This is a genomic window from Solibacillus silvestris (assembly GCF_051967575.1).
GTDB lineage: Bacteria > Bacillota > Bacilli > Bacillales_A > Planococcaceae > Solibacillus > Solibacillus silvestris_B.
On the sequence record NZ_JBQCJW010000035.1, the window covers coordinates 1 to 18,180 of the forward strand.

At 41.5% G+C, this 18,180-nt stretch carries 10 protein-coding genes; all 10 read left to right on the forward strand.

All coding sequences use genetic code 11. The features are described from left to right. The first annotated feature begins 76 nt into the window (after positions 1-76). The 10 genes from ACTHOQ_RS16060 (at position 77) to ACTHOQ_RS16105 (ending at position 17,334) form a co-directional block, all read left to right on the forward strand. A complete protein-coding gene (locus ACTHOQ_RS16060; RefSeq protein ID WP_440497160.1) occupies positions 77-2,875 on the forward strand; it encodes an S-layer homology domain-containing protein in 2,799 nt (932 codons plus the stop codon). 179 nt (positions 2,876-3,054) lie between these two features. Further along, positions 3,055-5,967, forward strand: a complete 2,913-nt coding sequence (locus ACTHOQ_RS16065; protein ID WP_440497161.1) for an S-layer homology domain-containing protein — start codon at positions 3,055-3,057, stop codon at positions 5,965-5,967. Between the two features lie 244 nt (positions 5,968-6,211). Continuing rightward, positions 6,212-6,874 carry an S-layer homology domain-containing protein gene (locus ACTHOQ_RS16070; protein WP_440497162.1) on the forward strand — a complete coding sequence of 221 codons (663 nt, stop codon included), beginning with the start codon at positions 6,212-6,214 and terminating at the stop codon, positions 6,872-6,874. A 189-nt stretch (positions 6,875-7,063) separates the two neighbouring features. Further along, entirely contained in the window at positions 7,064-7,186 is a 123-nt protein-coding gene (locus ACTHOQ_RS16075) for a hypothetical protein (RefSeq protein ID WP_440497163.1), read from the forward strand. Position 7,187: 1 nt separating this feature from the next. After that, positions 7,188-7,310, forward strand: coding sequence for a hypothetical protein (locus ACTHOQ_RS16080; protein WP_440497164.1), 123 nt, complete (start codon positions 7,188-7,190; stop codon positions 7,308-7,310). A gap of 1 nt (position 7,311) precedes the next feature. Next, positions 7,312-7,464 carry a hypothetical protein gene (locus ACTHOQ_RS16085; RefSeq protein WP_440497165.1) on the forward strand — a complete coding sequence of 51 codons (153 nt, stop codon included), beginning with the start codon at positions 7,312-7,314 and terminating at the stop codon, positions 7,462-7,464. A gap of 267 nt (positions 7,465-7,731) precedes the next feature. Next, positions 7,732-10,428, forward strand: a complete 2,697-nt coding sequence (locus ACTHOQ_RS16090) for an S-layer homology domain-containing protein (RefSeq protein ID WP_440497166.1) — start codon at positions 7,732-7,734, stop codon at positions 10,426-10,428. Positions 10,429-10,710: 282 nt separating this feature from the next. Continuing rightward, positions 10,711-14,784 carry a coiled-coil domain-containing protein gene (locus tag ACTHOQ_RS16095; RefSeq protein ID WP_440497167.1) on the forward strand — a complete coding sequence of 1,358 codons (4,074 nt, stop codon included), beginning with the start codon at positions 10,711-10,713 and terminating at the stop codon, positions 14,782-14,784. 273 nt (positions 14,785-15,057) lie between these two features. Further along, the gene (locus tag ACTHOQ_RS16100) at positions 15,058-16,113 is read left to right on the forward strand and encodes a CAP and S-layer homology domain-containing protein (RefSeq protein ID WP_440497168.1); all 1,056 of its coding nucleotides are present in this window, start codon (positions 15,058-15,060) and stop codon (positions 16,111-16,113) included. 282 nt (positions 16,114-16,395) lie between these two features. Next, positions 16,396-17,334 (forward strand): C40 family peptidase, encoded by a 939-nt coding sequence (locus tag ACTHOQ_RS16105; RefSeq protein WP_440497169.1) that lies wholly within the window; start codon positions 16,396-16,398, stop codon positions 17,332-17,334. Positions 17,335-18,180 lie beyond the last annotated feature (846 nt).

Here is an 18,180-nt window from a genome sequence, read left to right on the forward strand (position 1 = left end):
TCGTCTCGACCTCCGTGTATTTTACTTAATCATATCACGTTAGCTCGGTACGACATCTATCCTAACAGAGGGGGATATGAAGAAACATTCTAAATTTCTAGCATCGGCAACAGCGGCAGTTCTCGCAGCTACGGCAATTGTTCCGGCAGCGAGTGCCGCATCGTTTACAGATATTAAAGGCAGCGGACATGAAAATGCGATTATATCATTGGCGGATCAAGGCATTATCGGCGGTTATCCTGACGGGACATTCAAGCCGAATCAAAATCTGACACGCTCGGATGTTGTGAAACTATTGGGGAAATATTTAGTTTCTTTGGGACATAAAATCCCGGCGGACTATAAAACAAAAATGCGCTTTACGGATTTAACGGCAAAATCCCAGGATGAGCTGTTGCAATATGCGGCGCTCGTAAAAGATATAGGCGTATTTCAAGGGAGCAATGGAGCGCTTATGCACCGCGATCAGTTGCGCCGTGACCAAATGGCGACAGTGCTCGTACGTGCCTTCAAAGTGATCAATGAATATGATTATGTTGAGGCGATGAAAAATACGGGCTATACAGTAAATATCACGGATTTAAACCGCACTACAGAAGAGCACCAGGAATCGATTAAAACACTCGCATACCATGGTGTGACGAAGCAGGCGACATTCAGCCCGAAAGATGCTACGAAACGCGGCCAATTCGCTTCCTTCCTATATAATATGCTGCAAATTGATATACCGAAGCCGCAGCCCGAGCCCGAGCCAGAACCGGAAAAACCGGTATTGACGATTAAAACAGTTGAAGTGCAGGCAGCCGATAGATTGCGTGTCGTACTCTCGGATGACAAAGCGTATATCGTCACATTAAAAACACCTTTAGTGGAAAATATTGAAACCGAAGTGACATTCGAAGTTGGGGGACAAAGCTTTACGACAAAGGCAAAATTTGAAGTGCCGGATTTGAAAATATCCTCCATCACGAATCCGAATGGCGGACAGGTCGCGATTACATTCAATCAGCCCGTGAAGCTGGATGCCGAATTAAATACAGCTGCGATCAATAAGCTCGTGGCGGTGACAGGTGTCGACCGCCTTGGACAAGTACAATTGTCAAAAGGTCAGCTAAGCGAAGATAAGCGCACGTTAACAGTGACGATCAATGCGACTACAGGGCTTGAAGGCCGTTATCGTGTTGTCGTGGACGGCATCGAATCAGCAACAGCGAAAAAGCTGGTGAAATATGATGACATTGCAACATTCGCGGCAGATAAAGCGGCACCGTCTGTATTGAAGGTGGAAAATGTTGCGGCGACAAAAGTGAAAGTGATATTTACGGAGCCTGTAACAAACCCGATCGGCATTACACAATTTAAATTAGCAGATGGTTCGGTTGTATCCGGAATTACAGGAACAATCGAAAAAAATGCGACAGAAGTCATTTATGATTTATCCGCAGCTACGGCACGCGGGCAACTATTGGCACCAGGCACGTCAATTGCTGTAACTTTTGGGACAATTGTAGATATCGCGAATAATCTATCTTCGCCAAACCCGTTAACAACGTATATTACAAAAGGGGACAAAGATGGCGTTTTGCCGACATTATTGAACGTGACACAGCTTGGGGCGAAAAAGTTTAAGCTGACATTCTCAGAAGAAATCCGCACAATTGCCCCGGCTGATGTTGCTATTGTTCAAAATACTTATTCACCGGGCGTTGTGAGTATTGTTCAGGATAAAGAAGATCCAAAGTCGCATATTGTAACGACAAATGGCTCTTTGAACGGCTATACGACAATTTCAACGACACCGGGCCGCTATGTAACTGATTTATCCGGGGAAACAAATGTATTTTCAACTGCGTATAACTTTGTGGCAGATACAGGAGTTCCATCTGTTGTCAGCGCAAATGTGGTAAAAGATAAGGGAATTGAATATTTGGAGTTTACATTTGACCGCAATGTTGAAACAGCGGCATATTCGCAAGTAACCCTTACAGGCAACTATATTTTAAATGGTCAAACATATATGTTGGCAGCACCGCTGATCGGACAGCTGGAAAAATCCGCAGCAAATGATAAAGTTGTGCGTGTCCGTTTAAGCAATTTATCAGGAATTGTGGCAAACTCCGGCTATACTTATTCGGTAGGCGCGACATTTACAGGTGTGACGAGCGAATATGGACAAGCAGTAAATCCGGCATACCAAGTGAACTTCATGCGTGGCGCGGATTTTGCACAGAATGAGGAAAAGCTTTCAATTTTAAATGTGGAAACGGCTTATAATGCAAGACAGGGCACAGTGAGCGATAATCATACAATCGTTGTTACATTCTCGGCACATGTAGATGGGGGAACAGCAACAACTCTTCAAAACTATTATTTGGATGGGCTTACAATCCAGCGCGCATATGTCAATCCCGCTGAGCCGTACAAAGTGTATTTAACGATTAGAGAAGGCGAGGTTGCTTACGAGCGAGGCGCCAATTTAACGGTTAGTAATTTAAGGGCGCTGAATTCTATCGTAACGATGGAGCCGCAAACAAGGCTTGTTTATTTAAATGAAAATATTCCGCCACAATATACGGGCAACAGTGTTTCGGGGTTCAATACAATTACGCTGACTTTTAGTGAACCGGTCAAAAATGCATTGATTAATTCTTTTGACGTGAGGGTCGGTAATGCGCCAGCAGCAATTTCGCAAGTATATGTCCCAACTCACTATCAAGGAAACAATCAAATTGCGATTCAATTAAGTCAAACATTGGCGGCAGGTCAAACTGTACAAATTTCTCAAACAGGAGTTTCTACGATCAGCGATTTATCGGGAAATAAACTAAATTTGCCGCAGATCAACTTTACGGTTCCTTCTCATGTGAACTTCTAATATTTGGAGCATATCTATTTCGATAGGTATGCTCTTTTTTCTATTCTGTAATACTTTTTAGTCATTTTAACCTAAAAGAGTTTATATTCAGAAAAGTTGTGGAAATGCATAGGTTGTAAGCGATTTATAGCAAATTCATTAACATTTTGATGTTTTAGTAAACTAGGAGGTTAATTACTATGCAGAAAAAATATAAAAAATATGTTACATCAGCAGCGACTGCTACATTAGTTGCAGCAGCAATTGTTCCGGCGGTAAGTGCGGCAAGTTTTTCGGATACAGCAGGAAACACACATGCACTAGCAATCGAGGCACTTGTCAGCCAGGGGATTATTAATGGCTATCCGGACGGCACATTCAAACCGAACCGCACTTTATCACGTTCAGACGTTGTAAAATTATTAGGGAAATATTTAGTGTCCCAAGGCTATAAAATACCCGCGGATTATAAGACGAATATGCGATTTACCGATTTGCGCAGCACATCACAGGATGAATTATTGCAATATGCCGCTTTAGTAAAGGACAATGGCGTCTTCAATGGAAGCAATGGCAATCTATTGCCGAACGACCCGATCACACGCGAGAATATGGCCGTTGTTTTAGTGCGTGCCTACTCGAATATTCATGAGTTCGATTACTTAGGGCATGTGATGAAGCAAGATTTCACCGAAGATGTGAAAGATTACAATGCTGCAAAAGCAGAGGCGCGTTCAGCGATTAAAGTGTTGGACTATTATAATGTAACAGGTGTTCCGAACTTCAACCCAAAAGGCTTTACAACACGCGGGCAATTTTCTTCATTCCTTTATAAAATGCTGCAAGTCGAAGTGCCGGGCGCAGATTTAAAAGCTGTGGAAGTGGTGGATGCATCGACATTAAGAGTAACGCTAGATGATGATGCGATCCATACGGTGAAATTGAACAACGCATTGGAAGATGGGAAAGAGACGACAGTTACTTTTGAAATCGGAAATAAAAAATATACTACTACTGTCACATATAAAGCGAATTTAACTGTAACAAAAGCGGAAGTGACAGGGGAAAACAAATTAAAAGTAACATTGAGCGATAATTCCGTACATGATATTACATTGGACTCCAATTTGCCTGAAAATGAGGAAACAACCGTCTCATTCAAAATTGCCGGAAAGGACTATACTGCAAAAGTGATATATGTAGTGACAGAGGTGAAGGTAGCTTCTGTGAAGGCATTAAATGGCGGGCAAGTCGAAATCAAGTTTAACCAGAAAGTGAATTTGCCTCAAAGCTTGACACAGGCCCAATTAGCAAACTATGTGACGATATCGGGCGTAGATAATACGACACCGCTAACACTAACGCAAGGTCAGTTAAGCGAGGATGGCCGTTCATTAACGGTATCTACGAATGGCGCTGCAGCATTATCAGGCCGCTATGTCGTAAAAATTAAAGATGTGAAAAACACGGCTGGAACTTCAGTGACACCATTTGATGATATTGTAAACTTCGGGACAGACACAGTTGCCCCGACACTTATGAGCACGGTTAATACTGATGCGAAAACAGTCCGTGTCACATTCTCGGAGCCGTTGCGTTCATTCAGTAATAGCGGTGTCACTTTTAAACTGGCAAATGGCACGAATGTGGCAGGCATTACCGGCGATATCGGCACAGGGGATTGGTATGTGGATTTTGACTTGACGAATGCCACAGTAAATGGGCAACCATTGGCGGCAAATACACCAGTCACTGCAACATTCGCCGGCTTACGTGACATTGCAGGGAACTTCAGTGCCCCGAACCCGTTATCCACAAGCTTTACTTTAGGAGGGGCAGATGGAGTCAAACCAACGCTGGCGAGCATTGCGCAAATGAGCCCGAAAACTTTCAAGCTTACATTCTCCGAGCGCATTCAAAAGCCGGCATTGACAGATTTGGAATTAAGACTGGGTACGTCGATCAATCCGATTACGGGAATTGATGCTGTTGCAGGAGACAATCGCTCGTTTATCGTCACAGCGGCAAATAATTTAAACGGTCTTTATAATATTGGTACAGCCGCCGGGAAAGTCATTACAGATATTTCAGGCGAAACGAACACATTTGCAACGACACACTCATTTGCAATCGATACGACAGCACCTGAAGTAACAGCAACAACAGTAACAAGAGACGGCAATTTTGAGTATTTGGACATTACATTGAATAAAGCGGTTGATTTAATGTCAGCTTCCCGCATAACAGCAGCAGGCAGCTATATCCAAGGCGGCGTAACACACACATTTACAGGATCCCCGACAGCTTTGGCTTATAAAGATGCGAATAATCATTCAGTGCTGCGCGTGAAACTCGATGATCTGCTAGGCGCGGGCGATGCGGATAATGCGACATATAATGTAACGTTGTCCTTTACGGAAGTGAAAAGCGCTTACGGTGTGAATACGGGCAATAAAGCCGTATCATTCCCGCGCACAACTGATTACGCGTACAATAACAATGTGCTCGAAACACCATCTGTGACAACATCAACTGCCGATTCGACTTTGACGAACGATCAAGTGAAATTAGTGTTCAATCACGAGCTGGATGCATCAACTGCATCAGTGGCGGGCAACTATTCGATTCCGAATGCAAGAGTGTTGAACGCCCAAGTTTCAAGCGGGGCTTTAAATACAGTTATATTAACATTGGAGCCGAACGAAACAACAGTATCGGGCCCGCGCAATTTATTCATCACGGGCGTGAAGGCGAAGAACTCTGTAGCAGCACAGCCAAATTTAACAGCTGTCGTTAATTTGAAAGAAAATATTCGCCCTACATTAAATGCGGCAAATTTCGTATCTGCAAATCAAATCGAACTATCATTCAGCGAAAATGTAAGCGGGCTTGATACAAATTCATTCGCCATCGAAAATGTGTCAGGAGCAGCGATGACAATTGCCTCTGTGGCACCATCGACAACGGGCAATAAAGTGACAGTCACTTTAGCCGATACTCTTTCAGTAGGCACGACAGTATCTATTAAAAAAGGAACAGGTGTAGGGGATGTGAAAGATGAAGCAGGCAATGCTTTAGTCGATACGTTTACTACGAATGCAACTCTGCAATAAAATGCGGAAATACTATAGGGATCGTCCGAGAAGTCTTTCTTGGACTGATCCCTTTTCGTTCTTCGGGATTATTTCGGATGGAGCTTGTGAAGGGCAGAATGATTTGCGGCTAAATGGGGTGTACGGGAAAAGGCGGACATTGAATATTTCGTTTAAAAGTTAAGATAAAAGCCTGTCATTCTTATATTTATATAGAAATGTGTTGTATAATTACGATAATGACGGAACGGAAAGGGTAAACAAAATGAAAAAACTATTTTATAAATCATTTATTACGATAGCAATTATCGCATCTCCGTCTGTCTTAATAAATGAGGACCTTGTTGATGCTGCATACTCAAATCCGTTTACAGATGTGAAAGATTCCAATTCACATGCCGATGCAATTTTATCTTTATATAATGAAGGAATCATTACAGGGATGACGGATAAAACCTATGAACCAGGGAAAACGGCGACACGGGGAGATGCGGCATTATATTTGGCAACTGCATTAAATTTAAAGGATGCTTCCTTGCCAAATCCGGGATTCAAAGATGTGCCGACATCGAGCAAATATTATGGAGCAGTTGCAGCTTTGACTAAAGCGGGTATCGTCAATGGGTATGAAGATGAATTCCGTCCAAATGCAACTTTAACACGTGCCCAGCTAGCTAAAATGTTAACAATCGGCTTTGACCTGCAACAGTCTGCAGTCACAACAACGAAATTTGCCGATGTCAATAAATTGACCGATGCGTCGACAAAAAATTATATTCAAACATTAGTCGATTACGGCATTACAAACGGCACGACAGCAACTACATTCAGTCCGAACTTGAAGCTGACGCGCGCCCAGTTAGCGACATTTTTATTCAATGCGCTACAAGCAACATCGGATGAGTTGACGGTTATTAGTGTAGAATAGAAAAAAAGAGTGAAAAATACATTTGAGACGTGAAATGGGCTCAAGTGTATTTTTTTGTGCGAATGGAGAATTAGTAAGGATGGGCAGGCAAAATGTGAGTGATTAAAGGCAATAAAGTAGAACGACTTGAGGATAATGGTCACTTCAATGTGGAAAGAGGAACATCGGGCGGGAAAAGTAGAACCCAAGATGCCAAAAGTAGAAGCTAGTGCGGGAAAAGTAGAACATTTACCCGAAGAAGTAGAAGATCACCTCGCTAAAGTAGAACGGCTTCAGGATATTAGCGAATTTAATGCGGAAAGTAGAATTTAGGATGGCAAAAGTAGAAGCTAGTGCGGGAAAAGTAGAACATTTACCCGAAGAAGTAGAAGATCTCCTCGCTAAAGTAGAACGGCTTGAGGATATTAGCGAATTTAATGCGGAAAGTAGAATTTAGGATGGTAAAAGTAGAAGCACAGGTGGGAAAAGTAGAACATTTACCTGAAAAAGTAGAAGATTTCCTCGCTAAAGTGGAACGGCTTGAGGATAATGGTCACTTCAATGTGGAAAGTGGAACATCGGGCGCGAAAAGTAGAACCTGTTCAGTTTGAAATGGAAGCAATAAAGAAGAAAGCAAATTCCCACACTTAAAAAAACGCCATCTCTATCAAAAACACCAAACCTTCTCTAAACTTCGCTTCCATCGATGAAAATAGTAGAAACATAAGCGGGAATTACCATCGCGCATCAACATTTTGCATGCTACACTGAACAATGAAATATTACTTTTCCATTAAAAGTTGTAGGATTCAGTGAAAAAGAAAGTAATATTCTGTATAATTGTAAACGTTATTGAAAAAAAGGAGGGAATTCGTCTAATGCCAAAATTTCGTTCAGCATTGTTAGCTTCGTTATTGTTTATTTCTACCGCATTACCTGCCGCAACTTATGCAAATGTAGAAGGAACAGTCGAAGCTGAAAATTCAACAGTACAAATTCCACAAAATACTATAAACCAAAATACAAGGTCAGTTGACAACAATGTCGTGCAAGAAGAGTTGGCGGCTGGTGAAAAAGATGCAGCACAAAAAGATGCATCACAAAATCCTGCTGTCGTACAACCTGAAGAGCAAATTTCCACGGCAAAACCTGCTCAGCCAAAAGCAGAAACAGCACCGGCAAAACCTGCTCAGCCAAAAGCAGAAACAGCACCGGCAAAACCTGCTCAGCCAAAAGCAGAAACAGCACCGGAAAAACCTGCTCAGCCAGAAGCAGAAACAACACCAGAAAAGCCTGCAGCGACAGAAGAAAAACAAGATTCTTCTGAAAGTACTGAGCAGCCAACAACAAAACCTGGACAAAACGATACAACAGAGCAGCCGGATAAAGAGCAGCAAACAGCTGTACATTTAACTGTTAAGCAAAAGCTTGCAGATGTTCCGAACAATTTCTGGGCAAAAAATGAAGTGATGCAGCTTGTGGAAATGGGTGTAATCGGTGGTTATCCGGATGCAGAGTTTCGTCCGAATTTGAACATTAACCGTGGTCAAGCGGCAAATCTTTTCAAAGGGGCATTAAAGCTTCCAGAGGCCGCTTATCAAGCGAAGTTCTCGGATGTAAGTAGTAAATCTAGCTTTTTACAAGGAGTATTTTCTACATATAATGCCGGTATATTCGGCGGAAAACCAGATGGACGCTTCGGTGTATCAGATGCGCTGACACGTGAACAGATGGCCACAACTTTAGTGCGGGCTTTTAGCTTAAAAGATACCGGCGAAGAGCTGACGTTCAAAGACTGGAATAAGATTAGTGAATCGCATCGCGAAAATGTAAAAATATTAGCGCAGCATCGTATTACGACAGGGCGTGAAGATGGCTCATTTGATCCGAAAGCGACAGTAAACCGTGTTACATTTTCTGTAATGCTTCACCGTGCACTCGTTGCAACAAATAAAATTGAAAAAAACGAATACACAGTTCAAGCAGCGGATGTTTCAACGAATTATAAATTGAACCGTACAGAAATGAATTTCACGCAAGTAACGTCTGATACAAATCCGCTTTATCTTCGTTCGACAGCACCGATTTCTTTTAAAGGAACTTCCACAGAAACTTATGGTGTCGCAAAAGATACGACTTACAACTATGCAGTCGGCAATCAAGGAGCGACGGTGAAAGTAACGATTCGAACATTGGAGAACGGTGATGATTTTGTATTTACGAATTTAACGAACAAAGGAAATTCCAATTTAACGGTGGATTTATTCCATAAAGCGACGAATGTAACGAACTACCGTCTATATCGCTATGATCGTTTCCCGATAGAGAAAAATGTCAATGATGTATTCGGCTATGATTCATCATCATATCCAACAGGTTTATTGCGCATTATGTCGAACGAGAAATTGGCGACAGACCGCATGGTTGGACAAGCATATCGTTCCAAGCAATTAACGCAAAGCTATAAAGATACAGGCGGAACGAGCTATATGCGCGATTTGCAAACTGAGTACGAGGCATATTCCCATGCATGGCTGGGCGAAGATTTATTCAGCTTCTATACGTTAGCATCAAACGGGAATGACATTATCGATACATGGTATATGGATTCGAATGAGCGTCTATTCAAAACGGATGAAAACATGAATGGCTGGATGCTTGAAACAGCGCTGAACTATAAAAAGCGCAATAACTGGTATACAGCGGAAGGTCCATACAATAAAATGGCGACAACGACTGAGCCAATGCCAAAATCATATCAAGGCTTCGGCCGGAATTTGCTGTTAGTGAAAGAGGATCGGGCACTTGTTTTATATAAAGAGCAAGGCGATCGCTATTTTGCGAACTTAGTGAAAAACTCTTTCATCAGCTTGGATAAATTTAAAGGCAATGAACCATATTGGAAAACGGAAGTAACAAGTACGTATTTAAAGAGCCTGTACGGTATAACAGCACCATTTATCGATACGCGCTTTAATGAACAAATTGCGTTATTCTACTATAATTCTGGTGCGGACTTTAATATTCCAAAATATAAAGAGCCGCTGCGCAATTATGCAGATCTTCTAGTATCGCGCAAAGAGGCGGGGCATGTTATAAAAGTTGCTGATGATGCTTATTATATTTCCGATTATTTCCCGGTTAATCAGCAAGTAACAACACATGCCTCAATGAACCATTTACTAGGCGGAATGAATATTTTATTATTGGCGTATAAAGAATTCCAAGATCCAAAATATGTGGAAACGGCAGCATCAGTGAGCCGCGCATTACAATTGGAAAAAAACAAATGGATTCGTACAAACGGCGATATTTGGTACCGCGTCAATGCAAAAGGTGAATTTGCCGGAACAGATTATCAGCATTTAACACTTGAAGACTTGATTAACGCATATAAATACTGGAAAGATGCAGATCCATCGCAGTTGCCGGTATTTGAAGAGATGATTATTTCGAAGGCGAATTATTTATCTGTTAATCGATTCGGTTATACGATGAAAATCAAAAATGGTCTCGAGGAAATTGGGATGTCCGAGTATTTACCGGAAGGCCAGCTATATACAGACGCATTATAATGGAAGATCACTCTATTCTTTATTGAATAGGGTGATTTTTTTAGAACGGAAATGAGGTGGCGGGACGATAAAAAATAAAATTGCCCATTCAATGCGAGAATGGCTACTATAGCTTCTTCTATTGAAAGCCCCTGCCCGGAAAACAAATAGATTACCCAAAAGTCCTTTTACCTATAACCTTTTTCATATATAGTAACTAAAAAATTGTGAAAAATTGCCGATAAATATACTGGGATTATGTACAATTATCGGAAAAGCACCCGTAAAGGAAGGGATTATACGATGAAGAAAAATGTAAAGCTAGGTTTAATGGCCGGATTGCTCATTACACCGGCAATCGTTGCACAAGCTGGAGAAGTGCAGGCAAGCGAAACACCAGCACCATTCAGTACGGTAGCTGCACTAACTGCGGAGGAATTGCTGAATAGTTTTAAAGCGGCACATGAAGAGTCAAGCGCGCAAACAATTGCAGTAGAGCGCAATAAATATAACACGATGTCAGAGGCGGAAAAGGCGTTATTAACAGAGCCGCTGCTTAGCTTAATTAATGCTAAAATCACATACTTGGAAAGCTGCGCTGAATTGACAAAAAATCCAGATGCTTTAAAAAACGCGATTGGCAAATTAACAACATCGAATAAAAACCTGATTGCAGAGACGAATGCCGCTCAAGCTATGTATGACCAGTTGAAAAATGATCTAACGGCTGCATCCGGGGTGTTAGGATCAGCTGCCGCACTAGCTGGGAATCCAGCGACAGATTTTCTTTCTACACTTAAATATTATGGTGGAGATGGTCCGGAAAACTTTATAAAAAAGTTTGTTGCAGAAGATTCTCTCAAAAAATTAGAGGATAACAAAGATATCGTAGTAAAGCTGGAAGAGTTTATTAAAGAGGCGATTACTCCGGTTCAGGCTGCCGAACAGTCGCAGCCGGTCGTAAAAGACAGCTATGCAGCTGCTGTTGAAAATGCGCGCGATATGTTTAAAGAAATTGAAATTGCAGATACAGCGTTCAAAAATATCCTGAAAATACAAATTGTCGAAAATGAAACAGGCATTGAACAATTCATTAAAAATGCAGAAGCGAATATTGCAAAGGCTAAATCTGTAGAGGATAAAATTACTGATATTAAACAAAACCCGCCTACTGGCACGACATTTAATACTAAAGTGACGGCGATTTTGAGTGAATACGACAAACTTAATGAGTTCCAGCAAGCGCTAGTGCCAAACTATGGAGATATGGAAAGCTACAAGAAGACATTGCAAGTAGTAAATGATATTACACAGCTTGCAAAGTATGCAGCAAACTCTGAGGAATTCCGGAATAATTTGCCAACAGTCGAGACAACTTATAACGGTCTTGGTACAGATGAAAAAACATTGGTGACGAATGCCGACAAACTACTGGAAATGCGTGCTGCCCATGATAAAGCAATTGCAATCGAAGCGCAGATCAGTGCGATCAGTGCAGAAAATGCAGATACTACTGTCAGCGCTGCGCGTAAAGCATACAATGAGCTTACTTCAGCAGAGCGCCGCTACGTATTGGCAGATTCTGCTGCACTGCTTACAGCTTGGGAAAAATCATCATCAACGGCGGCGAATGTCATCAAGCAAATTGACGCAATCCAAACAAGTGTGCTCGCAAATATAGATGATCCAGCTTTAGCGGATACAAAAAAGCTATCGACGACGACAAGCTTTGTCACAAAAGTGCGTACAGCCGAATCTTCGTATGCAAAAATTAAAGCGAAAGACGGGGACCCTGATACAAAGGAGCAAAAGCTTATAACAAACCGCTCGCGTCTGGAAATGCTAACGCCAATCGCGAATATTGCCGATAAAGTCGCAAAATTAAAAGTGACGAGCGAAAATTATATAACCGATCTGGCAGAAGCGGAAACGGCTCTTAATAACTGGCCGGATTCAACGGCAATTCCGTCAGAAGATCAGGCAAACATCGTAAAACTGAAAAATTTCCTCATGTCTTACTTAAAAGCTCAACAGGACGAGCAAAAAGTGGCGGCGGATTTGGACAGCAAAATTTTAGCATTAAAAACTGCGGCACCGGTTGATCTACAAAAAAACAATGATGCCCGCAAAACGTATGACGCGCTTTCATCAAACGGAAAGCGCTTAGTCAAAAATATAAAGATTTTAACGGATTTGGAGCGCGAGTACAAGCCTGCACTTGATGCGATTATGGCGATCGATGCAATAGACGTTAAGGCAGCGGATTTCGCGCGTAAAGCAACGACAGCTGAAACGTCTTTCAACAAATTGACAGCATCGATGAAGGAGACTGTTTACAATGAGGCCAAACTAAAAGAGCTTCTTCCAATCGCAAAATTAATGCTGGCAATCGATGCAATTCGCCCGACTGCAAATGACTTTAAAACGAAACTGTCAGAAGCTCAGGCGAATTTCGATCAAATATTGGACGGCTTTACAGCACCTGCAGATCCAGCAACAGATTTGGATATTATTAAAAAAACACTGCAAGAATCGTACGGCAAGAAATTAACCGGCTTCCAGGGAGCTGTCACTGAGGCATCTGGAATTGAGCGAAGAATTGATGCGTTAGCAACGAAATCGGGCGAAGTATTTATGACAGAGCTAGCGGAAGTTTCGGCAGCATATAAGAAACTAGATTCAGCAACAAAGCGAAGTGTCGGCAATGCTAAGCTTTTGACAGAGCTTGAGCGTGATTATAAAGCTTCATTGCGTGTAATCGAGCAAATCGACAAGCTCCCTGTCAACACTGACCGATCGTATGCAAGTAAAGTATCCGGAGCGCAAAAGGCTTACGAACGTTTAACAACGAAGCAAAAAAATGACGTGTACAACTATGGAGCAAAGCTGGGAAGCGTTTTAAAGGCCGCAAACCTGATTGACCGCATCGAAAAATTGCGTGTCGGCTCTAAAACATATGAAGCGGATGTTGCAGCGATTCGTGCTGAATATTCAAATCTATCTCAAACAGAGAAAGACTTAGTGCATAATATTACGAAGCTTGCAACGGCTGAACTTGGCGTATCAAATGCAAAGGAAGTTATCGCATTGATCGATGCTGCGATTCCGACAGCGGAAAACTATATTCAGAAGCTTATTGATGCGCGCAACAGCTATGATAGTTTAAGCAGCTCGGATAAACGTCTAGTGACGAACTATAAGGATTTGACAAACCGTGAACGTGCAGTGAAGCCCGTATTAAAATTGGATACGGACATTCTGGCATTGGATCCATCCAATGTTAAGACGTTTATTTCCAAATACAATGCGGCTGATAAAGCGTACGAAAAGCTTTCGATGTCAGAGCGTGCATTGCTCGTGAATACCGAGAAATTTTTCGGCGATTACACGACAATCTTTAAAGTTGTGAATGCGATCAACTCAATCAAACCTTCAAGTAAAACATTTGTCGAGGATACACAAACGGCAAGAGCTTTGTACAATGCATTGCCTGCAAATTTAGCGGCACAAGTGGCGAATTATTCAACATTGCAGGAGCATGAATTGAATGTGGAGGGCGGAGCGAAAGTTGATGCGATGATCCGTGCATTGAATTCTGCACCACCAAACGAATTTATCGCCAAAATAAAAGAAGCGCGTGAAGCATTCAAATCATTAAGTTCTGCAAATAAAAAAGCAGTGACATTGGAATCAGAATTAAAAGAGCAGGAGAAATACATTAAACCAATTGAAGCAGCAATTAAGGCGATCGATGGTTTAAGCAATCCGCGCAATGATTTAAGCCGCCAATTCAACACAGTGAATACAGCGCTGAAGAAATTGGATGATAGACAAAAGCAATATGTAACGAACATGGATCAATATTCGAATTTATCAAATGTTATTCATGTTTACACATTAATCGCCAACCTGAAGCCGAATGATAAGTATTACCAAGGAAATTTGGAGGCAGCCAAGCTTGCATACGACAAATTATCCGAAGAGGAAAAGTTAAAAGTAACGAATTACTACAAATTGCAGCAGGCCGTGCTAGATGTGACTGAAGTGCAAAAAGTAATGACGATCATTGCTTCATTAAATTCATCTTCAAGCAATTTTGAAGTAGACGTAGAAAATGCATTGGCTGCATACAAAGCACTCCCATCAGCCTCAAAGCGTCAAGTATTGAACTACTCGGCACTTCAGCAAGCAGAGCGGGATGTGAAAGCGGCTCAGCGTGTCATAAAGCAAATTGACGATCTTGATCCTTCATTAAGAACGTATGCATCAAGAGCGAAATCAGCCAAAACAGCATATGAACGTTTAACGATCGATCAAAAATCATTAGTTAAAAACTACAACAAATTGCAGGCAGCCATATTCGAATTAGGGCTGTAAACTTGTAATTTTTAAAAAGATTGATATTATAAAAAAGAGTGTCTCATCATGCATGCAGACACTCTTTTTAACTTGGTTCAATAGATAATATGATGCTGTGTTTGAATGCCTTTTGCGCATTGCATAAAAGGTTTATTCGCATGCCGACCATTATTGGGAGCTGTAAAACGAATGATTTTCAGGGAATTATGTTTTTAACACAGCCAGCTTTGATCAAAAATGTCAAACTATATAATAGTATGAAGAGTTAATATAGTGAGGGGGCTTTACTGGATGAAAAGGATTTTAGTAGCTGGGATATTCATTGTAAGTTTATTGCATACTACCACTACTTTTGCACAAACGTCTCCAAGCTTTTCCGATGTGAAAAGTAATTATTGGGCAGCCCCGGTAATATACGAGCTTGTTGAAAAAGGCTTTATGGAAGGCTATAAGGATGGCACGTTCAAGCCGAATAATATGACGACACGTGCTGAAGCGGCAAGCATTGTTGCACGAACGATGGGTGTGGAATTGACAACTGACTTTGTGCCTGATTTCAATGATGTATCGGAAAAACATCCTTATTACAAGGAAATTTGCAAGCTTGCTGAAATGGGAATTATCCAAAATGAAAGCGCATTTCAGCCTGATGCGCCATTGAAGCGTGCACATATTACAAAAATGATCGCCCTTGCATTTGCCGTGGAAATAGATCAAAATAATAAAGCGAAATTTAAAGATTTGCCAAAAAACTATTGGGCAAAAGATTATATTGAATCATTGGCGGATGCTGGCATCGTCAAAGGGAAGACCGCTACTGTATTTGAGCCAAATCAATTTGTGACACGCGCCCATGTTGCTGCATTAACAAAGCGCGGCATGGAGTTTAAGCACAAGGTCGAAAGTTTGGAATTGGCGTATGATTTCCTGCAAAAAGATTATATTGATACGGTCAATCACCATAAACAGTGGGAGAAAAAAATAGTGGAGCTAGTAAATAAGGAGCGTACTGCTGCAGGGTATTCGCCTGTACTGCAAGATCCGAAATTGTCGCAGTTGGCCATTATTAAGGCGAAGGATATGGTAAAGCGCAATTACTTTGAGCATGTATCACCGTTTTATGGCAACCCTTGGGATTTGGCTACATTGTTTGATTATGAATATACAAGCTTCGGCGAAAACTTGGCCCGAAACTTCAAATCACCTGAAACAACAGTTGCTGCCTGGATGGCATCACCAAAACATCGCGAAAATTTATTAAAAAGCGCATATACACATATGGGGATCGGCATTGAGCAGTCTAAAAATGGGAAATATTATGTAGTTCAGCATTTTTCTAGTAAGTGATTTGGGAAATTATAGTATGCTACATTACAGTAATATTACAACGAGAAATCTTTATATTCAAATATTGTCTTTAAAGCGCTGATTTTCTGCTTAATGCAGGAATTTGGCGTTTTTGTTTTTATGATAAATTTCTTGCATCTGTTACAGAAGTGAAAAATTATATCACAACAATATATGTTACCCTATTCTTAGGTTAAATAAACATGAACAAATCAGCTTTCTGTTCTGTCATATCTCGACTCTTTATCTCGAGACCTAGTTTGAAGGGAGTTCCATTTTAAAGTGAAAAAGAAAATTTTATTACCGATCTTTGCAACTTTCATGATTTTTTCAGGTGTAGGGATGGGTTCGAATACAGCTCAAGCATCATCAGTTTCAGAATTAACAGCAACAGCTTCTAAATATATCGGCGTACCATACGTTTATGGCGGGACAACAGCGCGCGGTCTAGATTGCTCAGGCTTTACTCAATTAGTGTTCAAGCAATTGGGACATGACTTAAACCGCACAGCAGCTACTCAATATAAACAAGGGAAAGCCGTTGCAAAATCAGATTTACAACCAGGCGATCTAGTCTTCTTCAATACGAGCGGAGGCGTTTCGCATGTTGGCATTTCATTGGGCGGCAGCAAATTCATACACGCAGGGACAAGCACTGGCGTTACAGAGTCAAGTTTAGATTCTTCTTATTGGGGGAAAAGATATGTTGGCGCAAAACGCGTAGCTAGCTTTGGAGAAACTGAGAAGGTAGTAGCAGCCGCAACATCAGTTGATAAAGAAGAAGTAAAAGACTCAGCAATCGACTTTACAGTTTATGCATCTCGTGGCGAGGTGGCGCTTCAATTAGCGGAAACGCTAGGATTGGACACATCTGATACAAATTCGCCATTCGCGGATGTGAAATCAACTTCAAAATATGCGGGTGCCGCAACAGCACTTTATAAATTAGGAATTTTCACAGGTGACGAAAACGGCAAATTCAATGCAGGTTCACCATTAACACGTGCACAAATGGCAAAAGTGCTAGTAACAGCATTTGATCTAAAAATGTCATCTAAAAATATGCATTTCACAGATGTACCTTCATCACACTGGGCACATAGCGACATTTCAATCTTAGCTTCAAATGGCATTACAGTAGGCAAAGGTGATGGCACATTCGGCACAAACGACAATGTCATGCTAAAACATTTAACAGCATTCATTAACCGTTTAAAATAATAAGCATTGGCAAAACGGCATACTTATTCATAAATGAAAAATTTAGATACTTCTACATAATTAGCGGATACAATTGCAATTGCAGGGGAGTACTTGCTTAATGGAAACACAGACGAAATTTGTTTGTGTTTCTTTTTTGTTCTTATATGGAAAAGGATAGATTTTGCACAAAATTTGGCGCGGCGGAGGTGGGGGGGCAGCTGTAAATTGAAAAGTAGAACGGAATGGGTGGAAAGTAGAAGTTTCGTTGGCAAAAGTAGAACAGCGCCCGGCGAAAGTAGAACAGCGGGTGCGGAAAGTAGAAAGTTTCGGCTGGAAAGTAGAAGGGGCGGAAGATATTAGAACATTTCCCGCCGAAAGTAGAATCTTTGGGCCTGAAAGTAGAACCCCGCCCGCCGAAAGTAGAACAGCGGGTGCGGAAAGTAGAAAGTTTCGGCTGGAAAGTAGAAGGGGCGGAAGATATTAGAATATTTCCCGCCGAAAGTAGAACTTCTAGGCCGGAAAGTAGAACCCCGCCCGCCGAAAGTAGAACAGCGGGTGCGGAAAGTAGAAAGTTTCGGTTGAGAAGTAGAAGAGGCGGAAGATATTAGAACATTTCCCGCCGAAAGTAGAACTTCTAGGCTTGAAAGTAGAACCCCACCCGGCGAAAGTAGAACAGCGGGTGCGGAAAGTAGAAAGTTTCAGGTGAAAAGTAGAAGAGGTGGAAGATATTAGAACATTTCCCGGCGAAAGTAGAATTTCTAGGCTTGAAAGTAGAACCCCACCCGCCGAAAGTAGAAAGTTTCGGCTGGAAAGTAGAACAAGCGGAAGATATTAGAACATTTCCCGCCGAAAGTAGAATCTTTG